The organism is Ancylobacter sp. VNQ12 (assembly GCF_049445835.1).
Classification (GTDB): domain Bacteria; phylum Pseudomonadota; class Alphaproteobacteria; order Rhizobiales; family Xanthobacteraceae; genus Ancylobacter.
Window position 1 is genome coordinate 30,875 of record NZ_JBMSDU010000016.1, and the last position, 21,657, is coordinate 52,531.

25 protein-coding genes and 1 pseudogene are annotated in these 21,657 nt (G+C 62.4%); 6 read left to right on the top strand and 20 right to left on the bottom strand.

Features of this window, described 5'->3' with window-relative positions:
• Window positions 1-2: 2 nt before the first annotated feature.
• Window positions 3-1,238 (top strand): MFS transporter, encoded by a 1,236-nt coding sequence (locus tag ACO2RV_RS18570; RefSeq protein ID WP_393981449.1) that lies wholly within the window; start codon window positions 3-5, stop codon window positions 1,236-1,238.
• Window positions 1,239-1,249: 11 nt separating this feature from the next.
• Here the strand turns inward: ACO2RV_RS18570 and ACO2RV_RS18575 are convergent, their stop codons facing one another.
• A complete protein-coding gene (locus tag ACO2RV_RS18575; protein ID WP_423295823.1) occupies window positions 1,250-1,609 on the bottom strand; it encodes a type IV toxin-antitoxin system AbiEi family antitoxin domain-containing protein in 360 nt (119 codons plus the stop codon).
• Between the two features lie 175 nt (window positions 1,610-1,784).
• On the bottom strand, window positions 1,785-2,225 hold the full coding sequence (locus ACO2RV_RS18580) for a hypothetical protein (protein WP_423295692.1): 441 nt from the start codon (window positions 2,223-2,225) through the stop codon (window positions 1,785-1,787).
• Between the two features lie 115 nt (window positions 2,226-2,340).
• Here ACO2RV_RS18580 and ACO2RV_RS18585 point away from each other — a divergent pair, with 115 nt between their 5' ends.
• A complete protein-coding gene (locus ACO2RV_RS18585) occupies window positions 2,341-2,571 on the top strand; it encodes a helix-turn-helix domain-containing protein (protein WP_423295694.1) in 231 nt (76 codons plus the stop codon).
• 385 nt (window positions 2,572-2,956) lie between these two features.
• On the opposite strand, the pseudogene ACO2RV_RS18590 reads toward ACO2RV_RS18585, so the two are convergent.
• Window positions 2,957-3,631: pseudogene (locus tag ACO2RV_RS18590) on the bottom strand (exonuclease domain-containing protein); the annotation flags it as partial.
• Window positions 3,632-3,764: 133 nt separating this feature from the next.
• Here ACO2RV_RS18590 and ACO2RV_RS18595 point away from each other — a divergent pair.
• Window positions 3,765-3,977 carry a hypothetical protein gene (locus ACO2RV_RS18595; RefSeq protein WP_423295697.1) on the top strand — a complete coding sequence of 71 codons (213 nt, stop codon included), beginning with the start codon at window positions 3,765-3,767 and terminating at the stop codon, window positions 3,975-3,977.
• A 7-nt stretch (window positions 3,978-3,984) separates the two neighbouring features.
• Here ACO2RV_RS18595 and ACO2RV_RS18600 read toward each other — a convergent pair whose 3' ends face one another.
• On the bottom strand, window positions 3,985-4,164 hold the full coding sequence (locus ACO2RV_RS18600) for a Myb-like DNA-binding domain-containing protein (RefSeq protein ID WP_423295699.1): 180 nt from the start codon (window positions 4,162-4,164) through the stop codon (window positions 3,985-3,987).
• 671 nt (window positions 4,165-4,835) lie between these two features.
• Window positions 4,836-5,951, bottom strand: coding sequence for a helix-turn-helix domain-containing protein (locus ACO2RV_RS18605; RefSeq protein ID WP_423295701.1), 1,116 nt, complete (start codon window positions 5,949-5,951; stop codon window positions 4,836-4,838).
• 67 nt (window positions 5,952-6,018) lie between these two features.
• On the opposite strand from ACO2RV_RS18605, the gene ACO2RV_RS18610 reads away from it, so the two are divergent.
• Both ACO2RV_RS18610 and ACO2RV_RS18615 read left to right on the top strand, forming a co-directional pair.
• Window positions 6,019-6,273 carry a hypothetical protein gene (locus ACO2RV_RS18610; protein WP_423295703.1) on the top strand — a complete coding sequence of 85 codons (255 nt, stop codon included), beginning with the start codon at window positions 6,019-6,021 and terminating at the stop codon, window positions 6,271-6,273.
• Between the two features lie 251 nt (window positions 6,274-6,524).
• The gene (locus tag ACO2RV_RS18615) at window positions 6,525-6,734 is read left to right on the top strand and encodes a hypothetical protein (protein WP_423295705.1); all 210 of its coding nucleotides are present in this window, start codon (window positions 6,525-6,527) and stop codon (window positions 6,732-6,734) included.
• 105 nt (window positions 6,735-6,839) lie between these two features.
• On the opposite strand, the gene ACO2RV_RS18620 is transcribed toward ACO2RV_RS18615, so the two are convergent.
• From ACO2RV_RS18620 to ACO2RV_RS18685, 14 genes are all read right to left on the bottom strand, one after another.
• A complete protein-coding gene (locus tag ACO2RV_RS18620; protein ID WP_423295707.1) occupies window positions 6,840-8,354 on the bottom strand; it encodes a DUF2793 domain-containing protein in 1,515 nt (504 codons plus the stop codon).
• 65 nt (window positions 8,355-8,419) lie between these two features.
• Complete coding sequence (locus tag ACO2RV_RS18625; protein ID WP_423295709.1) at window positions 8,420-10,210, bottom strand: hypothetical protein; 1,791 nt, start codon at window positions 10,208-10,210, stop codon at window positions 8,420-8,422.
• Window positions 10,210-10,509 carry a hypothetical protein gene (locus ACO2RV_RS18630; RefSeq protein ID WP_423295711.1) on the bottom strand — a complete coding sequence of 100 codons (300 nt, stop codon included), beginning with the start codon at window positions 10,507-10,509 and terminating at the stop codon, window positions 10,210-10,212. The genes ACO2RV_RS18625 and ACO2RV_RS18630 overlap by 1 nt, the downstream gene beginning before the upstream one ends.
• Before the next feature lie 11 nt (window positions 10,510-10,520).
• Window positions 10,521-11,042, bottom strand: a complete 522-nt coding sequence (locus ACO2RV_RS18635) for an HK97-gp10 family putative phage morphogenesis protein (protein ID WP_423295713.1) — start codon at window positions 11,040-11,042, stop codon at window positions 10,521-10,523.
• Between the two features lie 681 nt (window positions 11,043-11,723).
• Window positions 11,724-12,350 carry a hypothetical protein gene (locus tag ACO2RV_RS18640; protein WP_423295715.1) on the bottom strand — a complete coding sequence of 209 codons (627 nt, stop codon included), beginning with the start codon at window positions 12,348-12,350 and terminating at the stop codon, window positions 11,724-11,726.
• Window positions 12,347-12,883, bottom strand: a complete 537-nt coding sequence (locus ACO2RV_RS18645; protein WP_423295717.1) for a hypothetical protein — start codon at window positions 12,881-12,883, stop codon at window positions 12,347-12,349. The genes ACO2RV_RS18640 and ACO2RV_RS18645 overlap by 4 nt, the downstream gene beginning before the upstream one ends.
• Before the next feature lie 196 nt (window positions 12,884-13,079).
• Window positions 13,080-13,961 (bottom strand): hypothetical protein, encoded by an 882-nt coding sequence (locus ACO2RV_RS18650; RefSeq protein WP_423295719.1) that lies wholly within the window; start codon window positions 13,959-13,961, stop codon window positions 13,080-13,082.
• Window positions 13,962-14,483: 522 nt separating this feature from the next.
• Window positions 14,484-14,768 (bottom strand): hypothetical protein, encoded by a 285-nt coding sequence (locus ACO2RV_RS18655; protein WP_423295721.1) that lies wholly within the window; start codon window positions 14,766-14,768, stop codon window positions 14,484-14,486.
• 527 nt (window positions 14,769-15,295) lie between these two features.
• Entirely contained in the window at window positions 15,296-16,534 is a 1,239-nt protein-coding gene (locus tag ACO2RV_RS18660) for an AAA family ATPase (RefSeq protein WP_423295723.1), read from the bottom strand.
• A complete protein-coding gene (locus ACO2RV_RS18665) occupies window positions 16,534-17,475 on the bottom strand; it encodes a toprim domain-containing protein (RefSeq protein ID WP_423295725.1) in 942 nt (313 codons plus the stop codon). The genes ACO2RV_RS18660 and ACO2RV_RS18665 overlap by 1 nt, the downstream gene beginning before the upstream one ends.
• Entirely contained in the window at window positions 17,456-17,713 is a 258-nt protein-coding gene (locus tag ACO2RV_RS18670; RefSeq protein WP_423295727.1) for a hypothetical protein, read from the bottom strand. The genes ACO2RV_RS18665 and ACO2RV_RS18670 overlap by 20 nt, the downstream gene beginning before the upstream one ends.
• A 77-nt stretch (window positions 17,714-17,790) precedes the next feature.
• On the bottom strand, window positions 17,791-17,991 hold the full coding sequence (locus tag ACO2RV_RS18675; protein WP_423295730.1) for a helix-turn-helix transcriptional regulator: 201 nt from the start codon (window positions 17,989-17,991) through the stop codon (window positions 17,791-17,793).
• A 109-nt stretch (window positions 17,992-18,100) separates the two neighbouring features.
• Window positions 18,101-19,279 carry a tyrosine-type recombinase/integrase gene (locus ACO2RV_RS18680; protein ID WP_423295732.1) on the bottom strand — a complete coding sequence of 393 codons (1,179 nt, stop codon included), beginning with the start codon at window positions 19,277-19,279 and terminating at the stop codon, window positions 18,101-18,103.
• 392 nt (window positions 19,280-19,671) lie between these two features.
• A complete protein-coding gene (locus ACO2RV_RS18685; protein ID WP_423295733.1) occupies window positions 19,672-20,298 on the bottom strand; it encodes a TetR/AcrR family transcriptional regulator in 627 nt (208 codons plus the stop codon).
• A 50-nt stretch (window positions 20,299-20,348) separates the two neighbouring features.
• On the opposite strand from ACO2RV_RS18685, the gene ACO2RV_RS18690 reads away from it, so the two are divergent.
• A complete protein-coding gene (locus ACO2RV_RS18690; RefSeq protein ID WP_423295734.1) occupies window positions 20,349-21,191 on the top strand; it encodes an oxidoreductase in 843 nt (280 codons plus the stop codon).
• Window positions 21,192-21,428: 237 nt separating this feature from the next.
• Here the strand turns inward: ACO2RV_RS18690 and ACO2RV_RS18695 are convergent, their stop codons facing one another.
• Window positions 21,429-21,575 (bottom strand): hypothetical protein, encoded by a 147-nt coding sequence (locus tag ACO2RV_RS18695; RefSeq protein ID WP_423295735.1) that lies wholly within the window; start codon window positions 21,573-21,575, stop codon window positions 21,429-21,431.
• Window positions 21,576-21,657 lie beyond the last annotated feature (82 nt).

The following is a 21,657-nucleotide window of genomic DNA, read 5'->3' on the forward strand; positions in this document are numbered from 1 at the left end:
CAATGGGCGAGATCAAAGGCCGAGCGATGACGGAGATTGCTCCGAAGCGCGCAACTCCCTGGCGGGAGATCCCTTCAGGGATCTGGGCTCTCGGATTCGTGTCGTTGCTGATGGATGTCTCGTCGGAGATGATCCACGCCCTCCTGCCGGTCTATCTCGTAACCATACTTGGCACGTCGACGCTCACTGTCGGTGTCATCGAAGGCATCGCGGAGGCGACCGCCTCAATCACCAAAGTCTTTTCCGGCGCATTGAGCGACAGGCTGGGCAAGCGCAAATTCCTAGCAGCACTCGGTTACGGGATGGCTGCATTCACAAAGCCCATCTTTCCGTTAGCGACCACAGTTGGATGGCTCATCGCCGCCCGCTTCATCGACCGAGTCGGCAAGGGCATCCGTGGCGCGCCGCGCGATGCACTTGTCGCCGACATCAGCCCCGTCCACCTGCGCGGTGCGAGCTTTGGTCTGCGCCAGTCACTCGACACGGTCGGTGCCTTTCTCGGCCCGTTACTCGCCATCATTCTTATGTGGCTGACTACCGACAAGTTCACGGTGGTCTTTTGGATTGCGGTCGTCCCGGCGTTCCTGTCGTTCGCTCTGATCCTCGTCGCGGTACGCGAGCCCGAGCGCCTGCCGGGCCTGCGTCAGGTTCGCATGCCCTTGAGCGCCAGCGAACTCAGGAACCTCGGCACCACTTACTGGTGGGTCGTGGCGGTCGCTGCGGTATTCACGCTCGCCCGGTTCAGCGAGGCGTTCCTGGTTCTGCGTGCCCAGTCCATTGGCGTGCCGTTGATGCTGGTCCCGATCGTCCTCGTTATTATGAATATCGCCTACGCCGTTTCCGCCTATCCCGTGGGTGCCCTCTCCGACCACATCGATCGGATCACCGTTCTGATCCTCGGCCTCCTGCTGCTCCTTGCAGCCGATCTCATGCTCGGCTTCTCCACGGGCATCGTGGGCGTGGGGTTTGGCATCATACTCTGGGGATTGCACATGGGCTTCACCCAGGGGCTGCTTGCGACCCTCGTCACCGACGCGGTGCCGGCTGAACTTAGAGGCACCGCCTTTGGCATGTTCAACCTGGTGACCGGCGTCGCATTGCTCGCCGCCAGCGTCATTGCAGGCCTGCTTTGGGATGTTGCTGGGCCACGCGGAACATTCCTGGCGGGGGCCGCCTTCACGGCCGTGACCTTGGCAGGCCTGCTACCGCTCCGGGCGCGGCTGACGAGCAAGAAGTGAAAAGTGACGCATCACGCAGCCTTCCGCACCGCAGCCCGGTATACGCCGTAGCTAACCTTCTCAAGCAGGCCCTCGTCACACATCCGGGTGAGATAGCAGCGCGGAATCCCAATTTCCGTCAGGTCGCGCGTTCGGACGGTTCCGCGTTCGAGAGCGAGTGCAACCGCTCGATCCCTCAGCGAGGGCTTGGGACCTCCGGCCAGGCGTATTGCCTCGGCGCGGTCCCGGTCACGCTTGCGGATTTTAGGGGATTCTGGCGTAGCGTTGGGTCGGGGGATTGAGTATTCGTAGTTCGCATCTTCGCCGACCCCGGCGAGCCAATTTCCTCGCCAAACTATTGAAAACGTTGAGTTTTCCGGTCCGGCGCAAATCCTTCCCTCCTTTCTTCCCCCCTGACGATCCCGGCAATTGGCCTATCAGGCGCGCGGCTACTGCCCGCTTTGAGCCGCTAGCAAAACACTGCGCCCAGGTTCGAGTCCTCAGCTCCAGTCAAATCTAACCGCCCTGCCCCGCCGCCGGTTAGGGCGACGGGGCCGGTTGGTGCGGTCAACGATCAAAGCGCGTCAGTGCCTCGCTCAACGCGCCAGCAAAACCTACCATGTGCGCGCGGTTACCCTTCGCGGCGATGTCCGCGAGCACCCAGCCAAGCAGCACGCGGCCGGTGAAGATGTTGCACTCTCTGGAGTGCATTTCCTCGACGAGTGTTGCCGCGTGGGCTGCCGCAATGGCGCAATCCGCAGCCCAGGCGCCGGTCGGCTCTACGGCCCAGAAATCACGCCCCCTCGGCGTCATCGCGATGAAGGGAAGCCGGGAGAGGATTCTGTCGTCTTCCTCGCCAGCGAACTCCACAGGCGGGTTGTCGGACGGCCGGTCGGGATTGGAAGGGCGCCCAGCCGGCGCGGTGCCGGTCTGGCCGGCGCAAAGGTCGTGCAGGTCGAACGCTGCGGCGATCGCATGATCAATGTCGGTTTGGTTGCGGATGTTCATGGGCGACTCCAAGCTGTCGAATTTCGATGCTTGCGACGCTAACCAATGCTTAACGCCGTTTCAATCGAATTTCGACGCTTGTGGTCAATTTGTTCCGCCGGTGCTATGAGGGGGCATGACCCCCGCTCAATGTCGTGCAGCGCGCGCCCTTCTTGATTGGTCCCAGCAGCAGCTCGCCGATACGGCGGGCGTCGGCGTAGTGACAGTCCGTCAACTCGAAGCCGGCTCGTCGCAGCCGAGACGAGCCACGATGGACGTTCTACGGCGAGCACTTGAATCTGCCGGCATCCAGTTCATCAGCCAAGGCGATGAGGCGGGTGGCGATGGCGCGGCGCTTAAACCCTAAGCGCTCTAGCCTTCCGGATGGCTGAAATCACCAGTTGCACCGCGCGAGTCTCTTCCGGCGTAGCCTGACCGTCGACCTTCACTAGTGCAGTTATAAGAGGGCCAAGGGCGATTACGTCGCTCGTCAAAGAGGCAACTTGCTGCGCCGCCCATAGCGCGCCCCCTTCGTCCCCTGGCGCGTCGAGAGCGGCTTGAAGCGCTAACCGGCGCTCCATTGGTGCAGCCGACCCTGCTGGCCAAACGTGATCGAGATACTGATCAAGAATGTCGGTTTGCGCCTCGGCATTCACCCGGCCGACCTCGGCGACATAACGAAGGATCGCGATGCCGTCTTTCGCTCTCTCCAAAATGGCAGCGAGGTTCCCCGCGGTGTTCGGCGGAGCAATGGCCTCCTTGCCCGCTGAACGTTTCTTCGTGGTCCGCCGCGGAAGCATCCCCGAAGGCCTCGGAGGCGCCGGCCGCAGATTTGTAGGTTCAGGCCAGGCGTCGGGCAGCACCGGGCGATGCCCACTCCCCTGAAGGTGAAAGAACAGGCAAGCGGTCAGAAGCGCGTCTTCATAGGCGCCGTGTCTACTGCCAGCCCTCTGCAACCCAAGACGCCCGAGACAGTCATCCAGTCGTGCAGAGCCGCTCCAGGCGCCGCGAGCGCCCTCCATGGTGCAGAACGCTTCAACTTCCAGGGGCGCCACCTCGGCCTTGCGCAGCTCGCGGGTCACGTAGCGCATATCGAATGCAGCATGGTGCATCACGAGGAGGTCGGCCCAACTGAGCCATTCGCGGACCTCCTCCGCATCGTCTGCGAAGAGATCCTGAAATCGGAGCGTCCAGTCATCCCAGCCGTGAACGGCCAATGCGCCGGGGTGGCTGTCCTTGCGCGGGTCATAGACGCGATGAAGATAGCCCTTGGACTCTTCGCCCTCAAAGCGCAGCGCAGCGATAGAGATCATGCGATCGTATGGCTGCAGGCCGGTCGTTTCGGTGTCGAGAACAATCACTCGACGTTTTCCAGTGACAACGGCAGGGGATGATACCCCGCCACTCGGCGCGCCCCACAGCCCCATGATACCCTCCCCTTTAACGGGAAGAATTTCACTGCCGCACGCAAAAGTCGAGACAGCGTCGACTGAGCTGTCTGACAAAGTCCGTCACGCCGCGCAAGCCGGCTTGACCATCACTCATAACAAGGACCGAGCCATGACCGACAAGCCGAATATCATCGATCTGCTGTCCGAACTCGAGGCGGCGCTAGAAGATCAATCATATGCCCTCCACACGGCCCACAATCCCTCGCTGACGCCCGAGGAGCGGTTAGCCGTCATCAAGGCCAGCCACCAGGCTTGGCGGCGTCTGGTCCTCGCTCGCCGGGCCCTGGACAAGGCGGCGGGGACGGAGGGCGTGGGCGGGTAGACTGGCCTCAACGCAGCTTCGCTATCCCGATGCCGTCGAGCTTCGCGCGGTCCTTGATGGACTCTTCGCTGCGGGTCATTGCCCTGGAAATCGCCTTCAGCGCCATGCCCTTTTTGGCGAGCGTCTTCAGCTTTTCCAGCTCTTCATGGGTCCAAGGTTGACGGTGTCGCTCAAAACGCTCGGCCATGGCCTTCTCCTTTTAGGCGGCGGCCATGGCCTATCACGCAAGACGGCGTGACGGGAACTGGATGGGGTGGCGGGGTAGAGAGGCTCCGATGAATGGTAAGGCCCCCCAGCGTGTGCCATGAGCAACGGGTCGTTGCGCAGCACCCGTGGCACTACACAGCGAACCCTTCTCGTTGTGCAATCTGTGCCATGGCACGATCGTGAAATTCTCGCGTATAGGCTTCTCGAAGCGATTGAGGCCGAAAACCGGCATCAAGTAAAAGCTGTTCAAGGGAGACAAGTTGAGACCGCATACCAAGCCTCAACCCAACCCTAAGGCTAGCCAAATCTGGCCCGCTCAACATCCACGGCTGCGTTCGAGATGCCGCATGCGCCCAGAGCGCTCGCTCTCCGGAATCCAGTTTGGCTAGTTCGGGATCCCGCAATACGGCGTTTGCCATCTCATCGTCAGAAACGCCATGAACTGCCTTTAATCTCGATCGAAGTTCATCTGCGTCAATATTTTCTTCCGGCCTTCTACGTTGATAGCCAGTTTGCGTTTCGACAAAGCAAGCCTCGACTGTTTCGCAATGATACCCGCCCAGCAACGCCTTCAGGGCGCCGATCCGGTGGGATTCGACGAGGACATTAGTGTCTAGAAGAACAGGTCCTCGCCACCGGGTCATAAGAGGCTCACAACGCGTACGGCGCCCGCAGACCGTGCGCTGAGAAAATCTCGCCCAAATCGTCTACGTCAACGTCAAGGATTCCAGACAGTCTTCGTATTGATATCCTTCCTTCCTCAATAGCCCGACTCATAATCTCCATAAATCGACGCGAAAATAATGGAGGCACATTATCGTCGCCGATGCCTGCCTTCCCGTTATAGCGAAGACCTTCAGGTGGGACGTGTGGGGCGCCAACTCTATTTAGCAGCCCGAGCGCCACGACTCGCCAAAACAACGCAACAGACGTAACTTGCAGGCGGTCCGCGACTACATTCAAAGCATCCGCCAGAGCTTGCCCGGTGAGCACCCCCCAGTTCCTTGCAGCCTCGACAACCCTGGCCGGCATGAGCAGTGCTGCCGCGAAAGCATCGGCGAGCTGCTCTATTCTCGGCTTTTTCGCACCCGCGGAAACATCTTCAACATGCGGAGGCGGAAGTACGTCCCACGTCAAAATGTGAAAGAGTTCGTGAGCAAGGTCAAAATGTCGCCGACCGAGCGGCTCGCGGCGATTAATAAGAATCACGTCGAGTTCCGGCAACCTACATGCGGCGCCGGAAATCCCATCGTCGCTGGGATCTACCATGAGGACCAAAAGAGACAGATCGCTTTCCATTACCTCTATTAAGCGGCTAGCCGGAACGGGACCTAGGCGTCGCTCTGCTGTAAATCGCTCACCTGCGTCGGAGGCATCCTCGAATCGGGAGAAACGGGAAAGCGTGAGTGCATGCCTCATCAACGTCGGGCGCTCACCCATTTCCGCGGCGAGGGCACGAAAGGCGGCAATCATTTGGCCAGCCTTGCGCTGATATGCATTCAGAACAGCGGCGGATACACTAGCCTGACGCCAGTTGAAACGACCTTCTCCAACAAGACAAAATGGGTCGGTAAAATACTCTATGTTGGTCTCAAGCTTACGAACCGCCATGAGCAACTCGTCGGCGGAAAGCTTCCTCTCGCCGTTCTCAATGGCCGAAACGGTTTGGCGATCCTTGAAGCCAAAAACTTGCGCCAAATCCTCTTGCGAGAGGCTTTTTTCCTCGCGCAGCGCCTTGAGGCGTTGGCCGATCAATCCGGTAGCCATCTGGTTCTCCATTCGCGTACTACATAGTCCGCAAATCTGAATTTGCAAGAATTTAATGCGCTGATGGATGTCGTCCAGATGTGCATCAACCTCGTCGACGCCGCCCCCGCACATAGCCCCAACTCGCTTCCTGGCGCGCCATCTCGAGCGCGACTTCCAGATAGGCCTGCCCGACCAGCAGCGCCTTGATGGCTGCGCGCGTGTCGCCGTCGAAGGCCTCTATCGTCTCGTCGATATCGGCTGGGGTTCGTCGGGCGTGGTGTCTGTCATGGCGGCCTCCTGGGTCGCCATGGAAGCGCGAAAACAAAACGAGAACAAGTGATGTCCCGCGGCCCGAACGGCTCCCATAGACGAGCCCCTACCGGAAACACAATGCAGCGAGCCGCGGGCGCTATGTGCAGTAGTGCACGCTCGTGCCCGCCGTTATCTGCTAGTGTGCTGACTTGGATAAGTGCACACGTGCCGGGGGCGTTCGGCCCCGCCGGTCGAGATGCCGAAGCGGCAGAGCTCGCCTCCTCATCCCCTCCGCCTGAACTCGAAACGCTGGCGACTGGCCGGCGGCGGATGGCTCTCATGAACAAAGCAGTTGAATACCGTGCTCGAGCGCAATGCGCGCTCGACGCGGAAGTCGCTGGAATTCCGCGGAAGCGGATTCCCGAAATGGTCGACCGCCTGTGGCCGGTGGCTGCGCGCGAAATGATGGGCGTTCTTGACCCCGAAGCGATGGTAGAGCCGCAGGACATAGCCCAGCGCGAGGCCGATTACCGCAAATTGAAACCCTAACCGCCGAGCACCGTGAGGGTCCCGGCGATGCGGGTTATGCCGGCCAGTTTGGCGGCGCCCGCGTTGAATGATTTTCACTCAATGCGGGGCGCCGCCAACAATGTGTTATAGCTCGGCATATGCCTCGATTGCCTGTCCTGCACCGAAGACGGCGTTTGCCGTCGCGACCGCGCCGGACGAGTTGAATGCGATGAGGCGGCACCCATCAACGGTCGGCGTGTCGACCTGCACGTTGCCGTATCCATTCAGCGTAGGGGTGCCACCTATGAACGCCACCGTAGGTGTCGCGCGCATGGTCTGCGGAAACTTGATCGGCCAAGAGGCCGCCTGGCCTGCCGCGGTTGTGAACTGGTTGAAATTCAATCCAGGCGTTCCGCGGTAATAATACCGCTGGCACATAGCTATGGTTTGCGAGATATGCCTCGGCTCAAGTCGACCAGTAGATGCGGTAAAGTCACCGGCGACAACCGATACATCGGCGATGTCTATGGTGCCAGCGTTTGTCCCAAGCGCGCCGCCGGAGAGATAGAATAGAGTTTCTAGGTAGTGGCCTGCTCCGATCGTCTTGCTGACGATGCTGTCTAGCGTCAGTTTTACGGAGAACCGCTGCCATGACGTTGTCAGGTTGAAAATTGGCGTCGCAACTACGACCTGAGTGCTGCCTCCGCTTCCAAAGTTCTGATTAAGCGATGCGGATATGTTCAGCGCCGTTGATGCCTTTGCGCGAAACGTCAGTGTGACGTCTCCGATCAAGGCATCGACACCCTCTATCTTCTGGCCAAGCCCCAAAATAGCGGTGCCTGATCCTGTGACGGCTGCGGAGATGTGGAATAGAAATGAATCTCGTTCCGCCGCGCTGGCTGAAACTGCCGCTTGCGAAACGTTCATCGCGCCGCCGGAAACAAGAGCATACCAGCGATCTAGGGTATACTGGCCGTTGGTCACCGACGTGAACGATGAGCCGCGCTGCGCAATGCGGAACTCACCATTGATTATCTTGTTTCGATAGCCTGAAAAGGCGCCGTTGAATACGTCATCCCGCGCCGCCTCGGCAGCGGCAGCAGCAACTGACCCGGTAACGGACCACACGCCACCATCGTAGATATAGAGCTTGTCGTCCGCCGCATTCCAGGCGGTCCAGCCGCCAAAAGGCGCGGTGAACTCCCAAGCGCTTCCGGTCCAGCCCGCGAGGTTGTTCGCATGCCCGGACCAAGCGCCTGCCGGCGAAGTCCCGACAGCATAGCTATCTCCGGTCGTCGGGCTGCCCGGCGGGGTATTCGAACCAACAGTCTGCACTCGGTAGAACGGCACATTGGCCTCGATCAGCCCGACGTGCCCGAGAAGCTCGCGCACCTTGACCATGATGTCTGCGCCGCTGCGCCGAGCGGCGGTATAGAGCACCACATGCGCAACGGCCATGGCATCCGCGCCGGGCCAGCCATAGGCCAGCGTCAGCGACGTGTTGCTGTCGACCGAGGCAATCGGCACGCTGACGCCATCGATGCTGAGAGTGTCGCCGGCCATCAGGCCCCAGGTCAGCCACGTGGTGCCCGTTCCGGACACGGCAGTGCTGCCGTTCACCACCGTAGCGGTGCCCGCCGAATAGTAATTATTGCTCATTTTGGTTCCCTCGCGCCGCGGCGCGGTATGTGAAATATATTAAGGTGCGAACCCGTCTCTGCGGGTCAGATCTTCACGTTCCGCTTGCGCGCGTCCTGAACACTGCGGGCGGCCATAGCCGGGACATCACGCCGCAACTGCACAAGCTGCTGCTGCACACGAGCAAGACCAGCTTCATCAGCGCCACGAGCGTCAATGGTGATGGAGATCGGAACCGTGGTAGAGCCGGCACCCGCCCCTGCCGACAAATGGTTCGGCACGATGCGGCCCGCGACGTCCGGCACGAACATTTCCGGGCCGCGCTCGCCGACGCGGTAGGCGTGGCCGGCGTTGACCGGTCCACCGACGGCCTTAGAGCCGCCGAAGATGCCGCTGAAGAAGGAGCCGAGGAGGTCCGCAGCCCCGCCTCCGCCGCCACCGGACGGGAATAGGCTGTCGAGCGCCATATTGATCAGTCGATCAGCGACGCGGTCTAGAGCGTTGGCGAACGCCTGCGCGGCATCGACGCCCTGCCGCAAATCTCCGACGATGCCGCCGACGACGTCGCGACCGAGACCGTTGATCTCGGCCTGCGCCTCCGCGGCCTTTGCCACCTCAACGGATAGCTTTCCGTACAGGTCCGCCTTGGACTCGAGGTCGGCCAGTTCCTGCGGCGACAGACTGATGTTCTCGCGTTTGGCGTAGGCGAGGATTTCCTCCTTCAGGCGCAACGCCTCGGACGCATCGGCGGTGAGGTACAGCGCCTGCTGCTCCACCTGGAGCTGCTGGATCCGCTCGTTAGCGACCGCAATCAGATCGGCATAAGTCGTTTTCGACGAGGCGCTGGAAGTGCTGCTGCCCTTCTTCGCCGATGCCGGAACCGGAGCCGATCCCGGCGCGGGAGAGACCGTGATAGACGTGCCGGGCCGCGACGAGAGCAGCGCCTCAAGTTGCTCGGCCTCTGCCTCGCGCTGAGCAATGCCGGCATCACCGCCACCGGCAGCGAACGCCAGGCTCGACTTCCGCATGTTTTCGGCCGCAGCGCGGAGGAGGTCTATGCGCTTCTGAAGCGTCGAATTGCTCTGGTTTTCGATCTGATTGAGCATGTCGGCAAACGGCGCAAAGGCGTTCACCACGGACACGACGGCGCCGCGGAGATTCTGCCCCACGGTCTGCGCTATCGCATTAAATTGCCGATCGAGCTCAACCGCCCGATCCACTAGTTCCTGGCTGATGACATTGCCTGTCAATCGGGCTTCTGCCCGCAGCTTGCCAACGCTACCCACGCCGCGATCAAGAAGCTGCACAAACTGCTCGCCGCCGGTTCCGCCGAACAGTTCATCCGCGATGCGGATCTGAGCAGCCTTGTCGAGCCTAGCGAGTTTGTCGATGACTTCTTCGAACAGGTCGGCCGGATTCGCGAGCTTCTTCTGCAGCTCGTCGGCAGAATAACCCAGGCGAGCGAAAGCCTCCGCCGCCGAACCCTGGCCGGTCACAATGAACTCGTCGGCGCGGAGCTGAAGTTCCTTGACCCCATCAACCAGTGCGTCGATGCCGACGCGACTCTGCTTCGCGGCGAAGCCGAGCTCCTGAAGTTGCTCCGCAGACAGCCCCGCCCGTTTGGCCTCGGCGTTAAGTTGCGCCAGATCAGACGTGGCGGCCCTCAGGCCTGCCAACGCACCGCCTACGGTGAATCCGGCCAGGGCGAGCTTGAGTCCGTCGCCGACTCCCGCTAGCGCGACACGAGCAACACCGCCCACACGCTGGGCCTTCGAGCCGAACGTGTCGAGCTGCTTGCCGGCCCGCTGCAGTCCGGTCTGAAACGTGGCCGCTGATAGGCCCAAGTCGACGTATAGCGAACCGGCAGAGACGGCCATCAGGCGGCCTCGCCGACGCTAACGTCGCGCAGAAACCGCCCGAGAGCGTTGCCGACGGCAGCCGCGGCGGCATCTATGCCGTGCTCTCGGATGGCAGCATCGGCACGCTGAAGGTCATCGGTGCCGATGGTGAAGCCGACTAGCTCGGGCAGAAGCGGCCGGGCCGTCCCGATAGCCACCAGGGCCCGCACCGCCCTCAGGGATAGTCCGGTGTCCGACTGCGCCTCTTTGATGAGGTCGCCCAGCTTTATGTCGAGATATTGCTCGGCGGCGGCCACACGACCGATGTCGAACTTCAAGCGCGGAGCGCTCATTTTGTTGATCCTTTCTTCGCCGCACGCGTAGCGACCCGCCGGGCGGTTTTGGTGATTTCTGTCTCAAGATCGGCGGCGATTGATTTGGTGACGACGGAGGTATTTTGGCGCAGGGCCGGCCCCATGAAGGGCGTGGCCGGTGTGCCGGTACGGGTTCCGAATTCGGTGAAGTGGCCGTGCGGCGCGCCGGCTTTGACCCGCACCGTCGCACTCGCACCACGCCCCGCGGCCTCCCGGTTTGCCGATCGGGCGGCCTGACCAGCCTCGGCTCGGCTGGCGCCGGAGCGCATGGCCTCGGCATAGGCGGTCTTGCCGGCGTTGCTGCGCACGACCTCCGTCGCGATGCTGTCGCGCAGCTCGCCGGAGTCGACCGGGGCGTTTGCCTTGGCGGCGGCCTCAACGGGCTTGGCGGCGCGTTTCAGCACGCGCGTTAACACGCCAGTCTGGGTGGATTTCTTGAACTGCTCCAAGCCCCTCTGAAGCTCAGCAAGGCCTTCGACCTTCATGGTGGTCTTCATCGGCCAAAGAACTCGTCGAGATCATCCGGCGGTTCGCCCTGCGGCGTGGCGACCTTGCTCGCAGAAACAGGATTCGCGCAGAGGGAGCCGAGGCAGAGGCGAAGGAGATTCATCGCCGGCACGCCGGCTGTGCCATCGCGCATTCGCGCTATCAGAAGGCACGTGATTTCGAAGATCCCGCGGTGACTGCGATTGAGCCAAGGAAGCGTCGGTGCCAGATCGTCCCATGCAGCGCGTGCCGCGGCGGGGAGCCAATCGGGCGGGGCGCCGATCGGATCAGCGAAAATCGGTTCAGATCGGTCGCGGTATCGCTGAGGATTCTTCTTCAGGGCGCCCGTTGCGCGGGCGTGTGAAAGCGGTTTGCGAGGCGGCGCCAATGGCCTTACCCCCATTGTCTGATATGTGGAAATGTGTGCGCTGGGGAGGCGCCGGTGGTCTCTGGCGGATCGACTGAGCGATCGCGGGCACCCCCCTGCGGTCATCCGCCACGCCGCTTCAGATCCGCGGCGAGCCTGGCCTTCAGCGCCATCGGGTCGGACGCGCGCTTCTTTTGGCGAGAGCGAATTACCCGCGCCCATTCCTGAGGCGCGAGGTCGACGCCGGCAGGCCAGGTCGTGCCGTCAGTCCCCCGTATGGTTGTCTCGCACTTGGGAATATTACGTTTGCCTGCCGCCTTCTCCCTCATCGGAATGCCTCCGGAACGGTATCGACAAGCCCGGCCTTCACAGCCTCACGAAACCACGCGGCAACGCGGCCGTTCTTGTCGCGCGGCTGGCCGAATATCCGGGTGGCGCGGCCCTCGGTGAAGACAGGAGCGAACGCCACGTCGGCACGCTGCATCGCTGCGGGGATTTCCTCCACCGACACGTGCGCGTCATACGCAGCAGCGAGCGCCGCGCCGAGGGCTGCGACGCGGGCTCGGTATTCCGGCTCTACGTCTGCGGTGATTAGCTTGCTCGCCGTCCCGCGGGCGGCGCGGAGTCGTTCATCAACCACGCGCAGCGCTGCGTCGACGTCGCGACGCTCCGACTGGCAGGCGGTGAAGCGGGCGCGCAGGCCGTCGGCAGCAGGGTCGGCTTCATCAACATCATCGCCAAGGAGCGCCGCGACGCGGTGATTTACCGGGGCATCTGACGGCTTATCGTTGGCGAGGCGGAACAGAATTTCGGACTCTTCAGCGTCGAGCCGGCTGCGCACACTACGCAGCTCGCCCTGTTTTTCGAGGATAGCTGCGTAATTCGGATCAGCCTCGGCGAGGCTGCGCACGCGGAACGGTTCGGGCGCCGTCTGGCGCTTCTTCAATATCATCTGGTTTCCCAAGTTGGGGTCCACCGCGCCGCGACACGGCGACGGCCAACGCGGACGGGCGGGGCTGATTTAATGGCGGCTACGAGCTCGATAAGCGCGCCGGCCGGGACCAGGGCGAACCGATCGAAAGCCGGGCGGGGCCGTGGCTCGCGTTCCGCGTAATGGATGACATGCATGCCACGATCGGCGGCGCGATAGGTGAGCGTGGCGCCAGGCACAAACGTGTCGACGCGGAGCTCGAAAAAGTCCTCGGGCTCGTCGATGTAGCCGGCCAGAGTCTCGACCAGCGGCGGCCCGCCGGTGTCGGGGCGGAGGCTGACGTATTCGCCGACGAGGCGCGTATCGGATGCCGTGCCGATCAGCACCGATATGAGGATGCGGGCGATCTCCTGGTTGGAGATCTGCTCCGGACGGCCCTGGGTCGAGGCGATCTGTCCGGCGGTGCGGAGACGGTCGGCATGCCAGCGTGCGACGCCGCGCGGCAGCCGCAAGACGGTATCGATCGCATCGACCGCCTGTTTTGCGGTAGCCATCGTGGTGTCCTTTCAAAATCAATGAGAAGTTGCGCCGCCGCACAAGCGCACACCAATGCAGCGGCGCGTTTGGCCGTTGGGGTGTCCGGCCAAGAGAAAAGAAAGGCCAGGCACTAGGCCGGGCTGAAGTTGTTGTCCCGCGAGGGACTGGGTGGGGCACCCATAACTATTCCGCCCCACTTTGCGGAAAGCGGCTTCACGCGGCCTCTTTCTCCAGAATTTCTTTCAGTCGGGCTGCAGCCTGTAGCAGAATCTGCTTGCCCTGCTTCTCAGCATGCCGCCCGCGAAGATCAAACGCCGCGCCGATATCTGCGAAGTTCTGCGCCGTCATGGCGGCGTCGAGCGCCCGAACATCATGGGGAGCGAGACTTCTGCGGATCATGGTCGCGGTCGCTATCGCGTCCATGCGGTCTTCGACTGTCGCCTGCCGCGGCGCGATGGACTCCGGTGCCGCCACGGCGCTATCACTGCCGCGCCACGTCGTGAAGCGATCCCGAACCGGCCCGCCGCTGTAGTGAGTCAGCGCACCGGCCCCGACTCGCGCCATGCCATTGGAGACCGTGCCGGCCTCGCCGCGAACCGGGACCCGCTCGAACGTCTCGCCATTAGCAAAGCGCAATGCCCCTAGGCGAGCCAGAGGTGCGCATGGAACGCCTTTCGTCGTGTAGGGCTGTACGTGAGCGTGCATAACCATGTCGCCGCCCACGGACACGGCTGGGCTATTGGCGCGCTCGGGATATGCAATCTCCACATCGCCCATGTCGCGGAGAAGTTCCTCCGGGCGTGGTCGCATCTCCAACGCCGAGTCCACCGAAGGCGGCGTGTCGGCGCTGGCAGCCTTGTCTGGTTCGTTGTCGTTGGTGGCGACTAGCCAGTTCGTCGAGACGGTTTCCGGTGGATCGAGATCGCGCCAAGCGCGGAGGGCGGGGAGCAGCTCAGCGAACTCCTCATGTCGTCCGGTGCCGGGCCGGTGGCGGGGAAGCAGGTCGCTGTCGTTCGCCGGGGCGCTCTCGCGCCAGTGATCAACGATCGCACGGTGCAGCGCGGGGCTGCGGCAGGTGCTGCCGTCCAGATTCATTAGGAACCTCGCAGGATGGTGGCCGGCCCGTCGTGCGCGAGCCGTTGATTGGTAAATGTTGTCGTCGCGGGAAAACTCAGGGGCGATCGGCGTGAGATGTCCGCCGCTGTGCACAGGAATCGTCTCGCGCGCTTGCGCGCACGCGTGAGAAATCCCGTGTTAGCGATCGCGCGACGGGAACCGACCGGTGGTCAGAACCTGGCGCGGCAGGGTTCGGGATACCCCCCAGGGGTGGTCGCGGGCTTCCCGCCATCCGATCCCCGACCGGCGGCTCTCCGGACGAAATGTTTTCCGCAAAATCGGAAATTCAGATTCTTACCGTCGGGGGCGGTTAAGCCGTTGATGCTGCTTGGCCGGGCCGAAAAATAAACATGAAAACCTGCGGGATTTAACGCGCGATTGCAGGGACCGGTCTGAGGATGACCGGCAAAAGAGATTGCGGGTGCCCCCGTGAACAACCAACGACCCGGCAGATCATGATAACTGGACGATAGCCCGTTGCGATGCTGATAGCTTAAGGTCTTAATACTTCTTTTCACGGTTCTTATCGTCCCTGCGCATTTCTTGGTCATCCTTAATTCTCCGCAGCGCGATTTCTCGCTGAGCTGGCGTAAGAAGGTCGAGACAGCTCTTTGGTTCATTCGGAGTGCCTGCCACCATCCGCAGCCAATGCAGCATTGCGGCGCCAAAATTACCGGTTACGGCGCTGATGACGAATGCAACTCCCGGCACATTATTTGCCGCAGTCTCGGCCATACGGCACTGGCTATACGCGTCCCAACGTTCCTGATCGGTCGGCTCGCTCATTCTTGTCTCCTGTTGTCGATTTTGCGCTTCGCTCACGGTGATGCTGCACAGCAAGCTATCAACAACCTTGGGGTACCGCTATGAGCTAAATTATATACCTGATGGATGGCCCACGTGGCCCAAGGGCAAGTGTCACCAGTCGTCCCTTGCGTGCGTGAGATATAGAGAAAGAAAGGCTATTTTCTCTCTGTTCGCCGCCCGCGGCGATGACCGCCACACGCCTGCCACGACCACCGTTCGCTCCAGCCGCGATTGGAAGCCCGAGCCGTGCGGGCTCACACGCGAGCAGATCCGGGCGATCGTAATCGAACAGATCGGATGACGAGCCGGACAGGACGCGCGTCCGACTGAATATACCTGCTCCACTTCACTATCATTGCTGCCCGCTCCACCTGCGCCACCCCTATAAGGGGTGGTGGCGCAAGTGGCGCAGTGGCGCAAAGCCAATGATTCCAACGGTGCGCCACCTTCGAATTTCAAGGTGGCGCAAGGTGGCGCAAAGGTGGCGCATGTGGCGCGGATAAGAGCTAGTTCGCCCATTCCCCAACGACAACGAAGGGGCGATTTTTCCGGTGGGCGTCCTCGCGCATTTCAACCTTTAGGGCGCCGGACGCCTTCCAGGCTTTGAGCATCGCCTTTATCCGTTCCTTATCCTTGGGGTCCTCCACCGAAAGGCCGAGCACGTCCGCCACCGCATATCCTACCCACTCACCAGATTGAGAGGAGTCCTTCCAGGCCCCGGCATTGACCTTCTTTTGGACCTCGAGGAGGTCGGCAGCGGTCATCCCAGCCATCGCGTCCGGCCATTTCCAGGTGGTGACCACTCCGACTTGGTCGCTGGGGCGCCCAGGCGTGGCGTTCATCAGATCGACGCTCTCGATCTTGTACCAGCGTGACGACTCCGATTTGGGAGCCATGTTGGCCTTAGCGTCTGTTGCTCGAAAGTGTACATGCCGGTTTTCAACGCCCGCTTTACTCGCCTCGTCTTGCGACATCGGGTTCAGCGCGATGGCAGAGCGCGCCGCGCCGATGAGAGACACCGCGCCTCGAGCCGATTCCGCCGTGACTTCGTTGCCACCGAGCTTTTTCGAATGGTGAATGAGCTCTACTGCAATATTCGTCTGATCGATAACGGGTGCCCAGAAATCCTTGATGACAAGGTCGATGGCCATGTTGTCGTTCTCAGTCACGTTGTGGGATGAGACGAAGGGGTCGACAATCATTACGTCGATGCTTCGAGCTTTTATCTCTTCAGCCAGGCCTCCACGGAAGTCGGCCATTATGCAGACACCGTCCCTGGTCTGGTGCGCGGAGACGAATCCCTTGTCCCGGAAGGAGTCGACGAATAAGCGACCACCCACGTCTTTCTCGCGGATACCATAATGCTTGCAGGCGGCTGCCACTCGGCGGTCAAGCTCCTCCTGCGGATCTTCGTTCAGGAGCCAGACTGACGCGCGTTCGTGGACAGTTTCACCTAGCAAGTCCCGACCGGTGACCATCGCGAGCGCCTCGACAATGGCCTTGGCGGTCTTGCCGACACCGCCCGGCGAAACCGTGACCGAGACGTACTTGCGGATGAAGTGACGGCCGTAGAGCCATTGGCGCGGCGGGATCGTAGAAGGGTCGACCCACGCCCATGGCGTCGCCGTGATCAAGCGCTTGGACGGGGACGCGCTGTTGTCATTGGCAGCCCGCCGACCCGGCTCCGGCTTGCGGAACGGCTCCTCGGGGCGGAACTGGATGATCTTCTCGCTCAGCTTCACCATCACGCGACCTCCGCCAGATCGGCGTAGTCGACGCCTACTACATCAATCATTCGAACAATCACCTCGCACCCCGCGGCGTGCCAGCGCTCGGCACACGCCATGGCAGCACGCTCGCCGGTTCCGCTGGCATCGTTATCGGCGAAGACGGTGAGCGCCTCGATGCCCGGCAGCACGGGGAAGGCCAGCATGTTGTTCGCGACGAGGCAGGCCCAGATCGGCCGGAAGGGCGCGGCGAGCGCGGTTTCGATGCCCTCGGCGATGGCGAGGCCCGTGGTGACATTGTCGTCTGCGGACAGCCGCACGACGCCAACAGACGAGTTCCCCTTCAGGAAGAGGCGCCCGAGCTTGCGTGACGCGTCGTCTAGATGCGTGAACTGGATGGTGCGCGGCTCGCCGGTGACCGGATCCGTGACCAGCGCGGCCATCGCGCCCTGTCGCCGGCAGTAGCGGAGAGCATCGCCGTCATACGTCAGGCCGCGGCCGGCGAGGTAGGCCTCGACCGGTGTTCCAGCAATAGGAATGCATTGCGCCCAGCGGCGCTCCAGGGCGCCGATCCTTGCCAAGCTGTTGCAGACCGGCGCAACCGTGTCGATGGCTGGCGTCGGCCGCTCTATGGCGACTGCTGCGCCGCCCAGCGCATCCGCCAACCAGTCCTTTGCCGCGGGGGGCGCCAAGCCCAAGCAGGCCATCACGAGATCGATCGGGCTGTACCCTCGACCTTCGGCGTTGTCGCGGATGCCTCGATGGCCAATGGTCAACGCTCGAGGGCGCTTGCCGTCGGTGAGCCCAGCCCGGCGCGATGGGCGGAAGCTAGCAACCGCAGCGAAGCCGGCCTGGGTGCGCTTGAGGCGGGGAAGGCCAAGGGCGGGAACCCATGCCGACAGATCTGCAAGGGCGGCGGCGTTGATGGTGCGGTAGGAGTCAGTACGGGCGATGGTCATGCTGGCAATTGCTCGCTTCAAGATGGGACAGGGCTGCAGCGGCGATCGCCGCACTCAGTTCCGGCGAGAATGTCGCCGTCCACCGCCCGAAGGCGTGCGGTGCCCAGACTCGGTGCGTGCCGTCCTGGCCGAGCTTGATGGTGAGGTTGAAGAGACGCGCGCCGCAATCTAGTTCGACGTCGACGCGTGCGATTCCGCTCATGCCGGCGGGCATGAGGCGAGTATCCAAGATTTTCACGGAAGGCCTCCATCAGGAGGTTGCGGTGCCCCGAGGGGCGAGCTGCTGGCGCCGGCCGGATGATGGCCGGGGCGGGGTTAGGCGGCCCGCGCCGCGATGCGCGCGTCGATCCAGGCGATGACCTCGGCGCGGACGAATGCGACGCGCTTCTCTCCGAGCGCAACCGCCTGCGGGAAGTCACCTCGGGCGCGTTTGATGTTGATAGCCGTCCGACTAAGCGACGTCATCTTGCAGACGTCGTTCAGTGAGACGAGCGGGAAATTGTCGTTTGCCGGCATGGATATCTCCTGGCGCCGGTTATCGGAAGGGTTACTGGCTTTTCGCCATGTTGTCCTTGGCGTCTTTATAATTGGCGGGAAGTCGTGCCACGCGCTACCGCGCCCCAGATTATTTTTTCACGCCGCCGCAGAACTCCGCCCAACCGTCCATCATCTTCCGGCGCTTCGCCAGCGCGTCGCCGCGCCTATAGGCCCGTTCGGCTCCATCGCCGACGGCATGCGCTAGCGCCGCCTCGGCAACCTCACGTTGGAATTCGGTCGCCTCCCCTGCCCAATCTCGAAAACTGCTTCGAAAGCCGTGGACGGTCAGGCCTGCTCCGGCGGTTTCCGCCAAGGTCTTTGCCATCGTCGGATCCGTCATGGGACGGCCCGCGACGCGGCCAGGGAAAACGAGATCGCCGGCCGCCACGCCGCGCCGCGCCGTCAGGATCGCAACGGCCCGAGGCGAGAGAGGAACCCGATGCTCGCGCCCGGCCTTGGTGCGCCGGGCTGGAATCGTCCACACGGCAGAATCAAGGTCGACCTCCGCCCACATCGCGCCCCTTCCCTCCCCGCTTCGTACCGCCGTGAGCACTATGAATTCGAGGCATCGGGCGGCGACGGTGTCGACGGCTCTTAAGCTCTTCATGAAAGCCGGCACCTCCGGGTACGGCATCGCCGCGTGATTGGTCTTCGCCAAGACGTCGCGTTTCGGAAGAATCTGGTCGAGGTGGCCGCGCCATTCCGCTGGATTCTCGCCGGTCCGCAACTTCCGCGCCTTGGCGTGATCCAACACTAATTTGATGTGCTCGCGGACCTTAGCGGCGCTTTCCGGCATCACCGTCCAAATAGGCTTCAGCACCTTGACGACATCATCCGTCGTGACATCGGCGATGGGGAGTTTTCGGAGCCCCTTGGCGTACATCGTCGCGGTACGCTTCCACCGAGCCTCAGTTTGCCGGCCACGCCACTGGCTTTTCTTTAGCTCGACGTACTGGTCGAAGATCTCTCCGAACGTGATAATTGGTGCCGCGACCTTGCGCGCCTCAGTCTCGGCGAACGGATCGCCCCCAGCCGCTAGGATCGCGCGCACCTCGTCGGCTTTTACACGGGCAGCAGCGAGCGACACTTCGCCCGCGCCCGTACCGTATGGGCCGAGTCCAAGCTCGCGGCGCCTGCCGCGGCGAGTATAAATGAAAACCCAGTAGCGCTTCGCTCCTTTCGTGTGGAGACAAAGCCCTTCGCCATCTCGCAGCTTGGTCGCTGTGCTGTTCTTGATCTCCATCACTGTCAGCAGATTACGCGCCAAGGTATTCTTTCCCCCCTTTCTTCCCCCTTCCGGCCAAGTTGCTATATCGGCCGACAGAGTTAACTTTATCGGCCAAACCGTTGCCGATGAATGCATCATAAGCACGGACGACGCGATAAAGTCAACAAAATCAGTTACTTAAGCCCTGCTCAGGGAGCCACTCCCCCGTTTCCGGGGCGGCTCAGCTTCCCTAGATCGCCTTGCTAGACCCTGAATGTGCTGGATAATTTCTTCTCCAGCCTCAGCTCGCTATCCCGGTCAAGATCGGCCAGAGCCACCCCATCCCGCGAATTTGTTGGCCTTGTTGGCCTGCAGCCCATGTTTTCGTGATCCCAGCCGTCAGCATGGATGACAAACATGGCCTTGGCAGATGCAGCGTGCCGGACGGCCGGCTAGGGGGCGGAATCGCAGAAGAGCGGCCGTTCAGCGAATCCGAGAAGCAAGGTCTTCGCCATTTCGCGCGCCCGCGAGGCAAGCTCGTCGTCCCGCAGTTCGCTGGCAGTCCAGAATGACAGAACCCCGCGAAAGGCAAAGGCGAGCTGTTCCGGCAAACAACGCAGCGCTTTCTCCCTGCCCGCCCCGGTCAAGCCTTCGCCGGCTCCCAGCGCCAGCGACCATAAGCTCGTGGAGTGCGCCAGAACCTTTCCGGGAGACGGACCGGCCGTGCCGATCCAGCCCATCACAGCTCGGTTTATCTCCGGTTCCTCCAGCATCACCTGGACCGCCGTGTCGATCGCCAGCAGCACCCTGCCGGTAGCATCGGGAGGCGGAGACATCGCGGCAAAGCGCTTGGCCATTGTATCGATCCGGCGCCCCGACAGGGCATGCATGATCGCGGCCTTGCTGCCAAACTGATTGAACGGTGTCGCGAAACTCACCCCGGCTTCACTGGCGAGGTCGCGCATCGAGAAATCGGCCTTGCCCCGGCGCAGCAGCCGCTCCGCTGCGTCCAACACGCGCTGGCGAACCGGCTCTCCCCGCGCGGCGGCCGCAGTTGCCTGGGTCTTGTTTCCTGTCATCTCTTTATCTATATCATGATATAGTTTCAATCATGACCCGGAGCTATACCATGGCTTCCACCTCCAAGACATTTCTCATCACAGGCGTCAGTTCCGGCCTGGGGCGTGCCTTTGCCGTCGGCGCGCTTGAAACCGGTCACCGTGTGATCGGCACGCTGCGGCGGCAGAGTGACGCCGCGGCCTTTGCCGCGCTCGCGCCCGATCGCGCTCACCCGATCGAGCTGGACGTGACCGATTTCGACGCTATCCCGGCAGCTGTCGCGGAAGCCGAACGGCGGGTCGGTCCGATCGACGTGCTGGTGAACAATGCGGGTTATGGCCATGAGGGCGTGCTGGAAGAATCGTCCATGGACGATCTTCAGCGCCAATTCGCCGCCAACGTCTTCGGGCCCGTCGCGATGATAAAGGCTGTGCTGCCGGGCATGCGCGAGCGGCGTCGCGGCCATATCATCAACGTCACGTCGATGGGCGGCTTCATCACCATGCCCGGAATCAGCTTCTATTGTGGCAGCAAGTTCGCGCTCGAAGGCATCTCCGAGGCGCTCGGCAAGGAAGTGGCGAACTTCGGAATTCGGGTGACCGCGCTCGCGCCCGGCCAATTCCGCACCGATTGGGCCGGCCGCTCGATGGATCGCACGCCGCGCAGCATTGCCGACTATGACACGGTCATGGACCCGATCCGCGCCGCACGACAGGCCAAGAGCGGCAATCAACCCGGCGACCCGGGCAAGGCTGCGCAGGCGTTGCTCGCTCTGGTCGATGCCGAGAACCCGCCGGCGCGGCTGTTCCTCGGCGAGGACGCTCTGGGGCTGGTCGACCAGAAACTAGACCGCATGCGAGACGAGATCAGCGCATGGAGGGAGCTTTCGCGCTCAACCAGTTTCGCACAATGAGCGATTGGATCTACCGCAGCTTATGAAGACGCGCGGAGAGCCTTCATAAGCTGCTATGGGGTGGGCAGCGGACCGCCGACTTCCGGTCTACGCCAGCATGGACGCGGGCATCCACGTCAACTGCATCAAAAGACGTGCACGTCTTCCTTGGCGACGACAAAGGACTCAAACGGCGTCCAACCGTATCCATGCAGCGGATAGTTGCCGCAGGCGCTCAGCAGAGTCCGGGTCGCAAGCTCAGGGGCTGACGCCTTTCCTTCCCATGCCAGGGTTGTTGACGATGGCGATGTCACGGTCCTCGCAGTAGATGCCGCCGAAGCCGTCAAGACGCGGGTTCGTGGCGCACCAGACGCTCTTTGCGGCGCCTTGCTCCAGAGTCTTCATCTCCCGCGTTCGGGATCGATGATCGGCCGCCCCGGCTCGTCCAAAGCGCCGAACGAGGCGATCTCCTCGGCGCGGGTATGGC

Coding starts and splice junctions, on each gene's coding strand:
- ACO2RV_RS18570 (WP_393981449.1), top strand. CDS start 3: ATGGGCGAGATCAAAGGCCGAGCGATGACGGAGATTGCTCCGAAGCGC.
- ACO2RV_RS18580 (WP_423295692.1), bottom strand. CDS start 2,225: ATGAACATCCGCAACCAAACCGACATTGATCATGCGATCGCCGCAGCG.
- ACO2RV_RS18585 (WP_423295694.1), top strand. CDS start 2,341: ATGACCCCCGCTCAATGTCGTGCAGCGCGCGCCCTTCTTGATTGGTCC.
- ACO2RV_RS18595 (WP_423295697.1), top strand. CDS start 3,765: ATGACCGACAAGCCGAATATCATCGATCTGCTGTCCGAACTCGAGGCG.
- ACO2RV_RS18600 (WP_423295699.1), bottom strand. CDS start 4,164: ATGGCCGAGCGTTTTGAGCGACACCGTCAACCTTGGACCCATGAAGAG.
- ACO2RV_RS18605 (WP_423295701.1), bottom strand. CDS start 5,951: ATGGCTACCGGATTGATCGGCCAACGCCTCAAGGCGCTGCGCGAGGAA.
- ACO2RV_RS18610 (WP_423295703.1), top strand. CDS start 6,019: ATGTCGTCCAGATGTGCATCAACCTCGTCGACGCCGCCCCCGCACATA.
- ACO2RV_RS18615 (WP_423295705.1), top strand. CDS start 6,525: ATGAACAAAGCAGTTGAATACCGTGCTCGAGCGCAATGCGCGCTCGAC.
- ACO2RV_RS18620 (WP_423295707.1), bottom strand. CDS start 8,354: ATGAGCAATAATTACTATTCGGCGGGCACCGCTACGGTGGTGAACGGC.
- ACO2RV_RS18625 (WP_423295709.1), bottom strand. CDS start 10,210: ATGGCCGTCTCTGCCGGTTCGCTATACGTCGACTTGGGCCTATCAGCG.
- ACO2RV_RS18635 (WP_423295713.1), bottom strand. CDS start 11,042: ATGAAGACCACCATGAAGGTCGAAGGCCTTGCTGAGCTTCAGAGGGGC.
- ACO2RV_RS18640 (WP_423295715.1), bottom strand. CDS start 12,350: ATGATATTGAAGAAGCGCCAGACGGCGCCCGAACCGTTCCGCGTGCGC.
- ACO2RV_RS18645 (WP_423295717.1), bottom strand. CDS start 12,883: ATGGCTACCGCAAAACAGGCGGTCGATGCGATCGATACCGTCTTGCGG.
- ACO2RV_RS18650 (WP_423295719.1), bottom strand. CDS start 13,961: ATGAATCTGGACGGCAGCACCTGCCGCAGCCCCGCGCTGCACCGTGCG.
- ACO2RV_RS18655 (WP_423295721.1), bottom strand. CDS start 14,768: ATGAGCGAGCCGACCGATCAGGAACGTTGGGACGCGTATAGCCAGTGC.
- ACO2RV_RS18660 (WP_423295723.1), bottom strand. CDS start 16,534: ATGGTGAAGCTGAGCGAGAAGATCATCCAGTTCCGCCCCGAGGAGCCG.
- ACO2RV_RS18665 (WP_423295725.1), bottom strand. CDS start 17,475: ATGACCATCGCCCGTACTGACTCCTACCGCACCATCAACGCCGCCGCC.
- ACO2RV_RS18675 (WP_423295730.1), bottom strand. CDS start 17,991: ATGCCGGCAAACGACAATTTCCCGCTCGTCTCACTGAACGACGTCTGC.
- ACO2RV_RS18685 (WP_423295733.1), bottom strand. CDS start 20,298: ATGACAGGAAACAAGACCCAGGCAACTGCGGCCGCCGCGCGGGGAGAG.
- ACO2RV_RS18690 (WP_423295734.1), top strand. CDS start 20,349: ATGGCTTCCACCTCCAAGACATTTCTCATCACAGGCGTCAGTTCCGGC.
- ACO2RV_RS18695 (WP_423295735.1), bottom strand. CDS start 21,575: ATGAAGACTCTGGAGCAAGGCGCCGCAAAGAGCGTCTGGTGCGCCACG.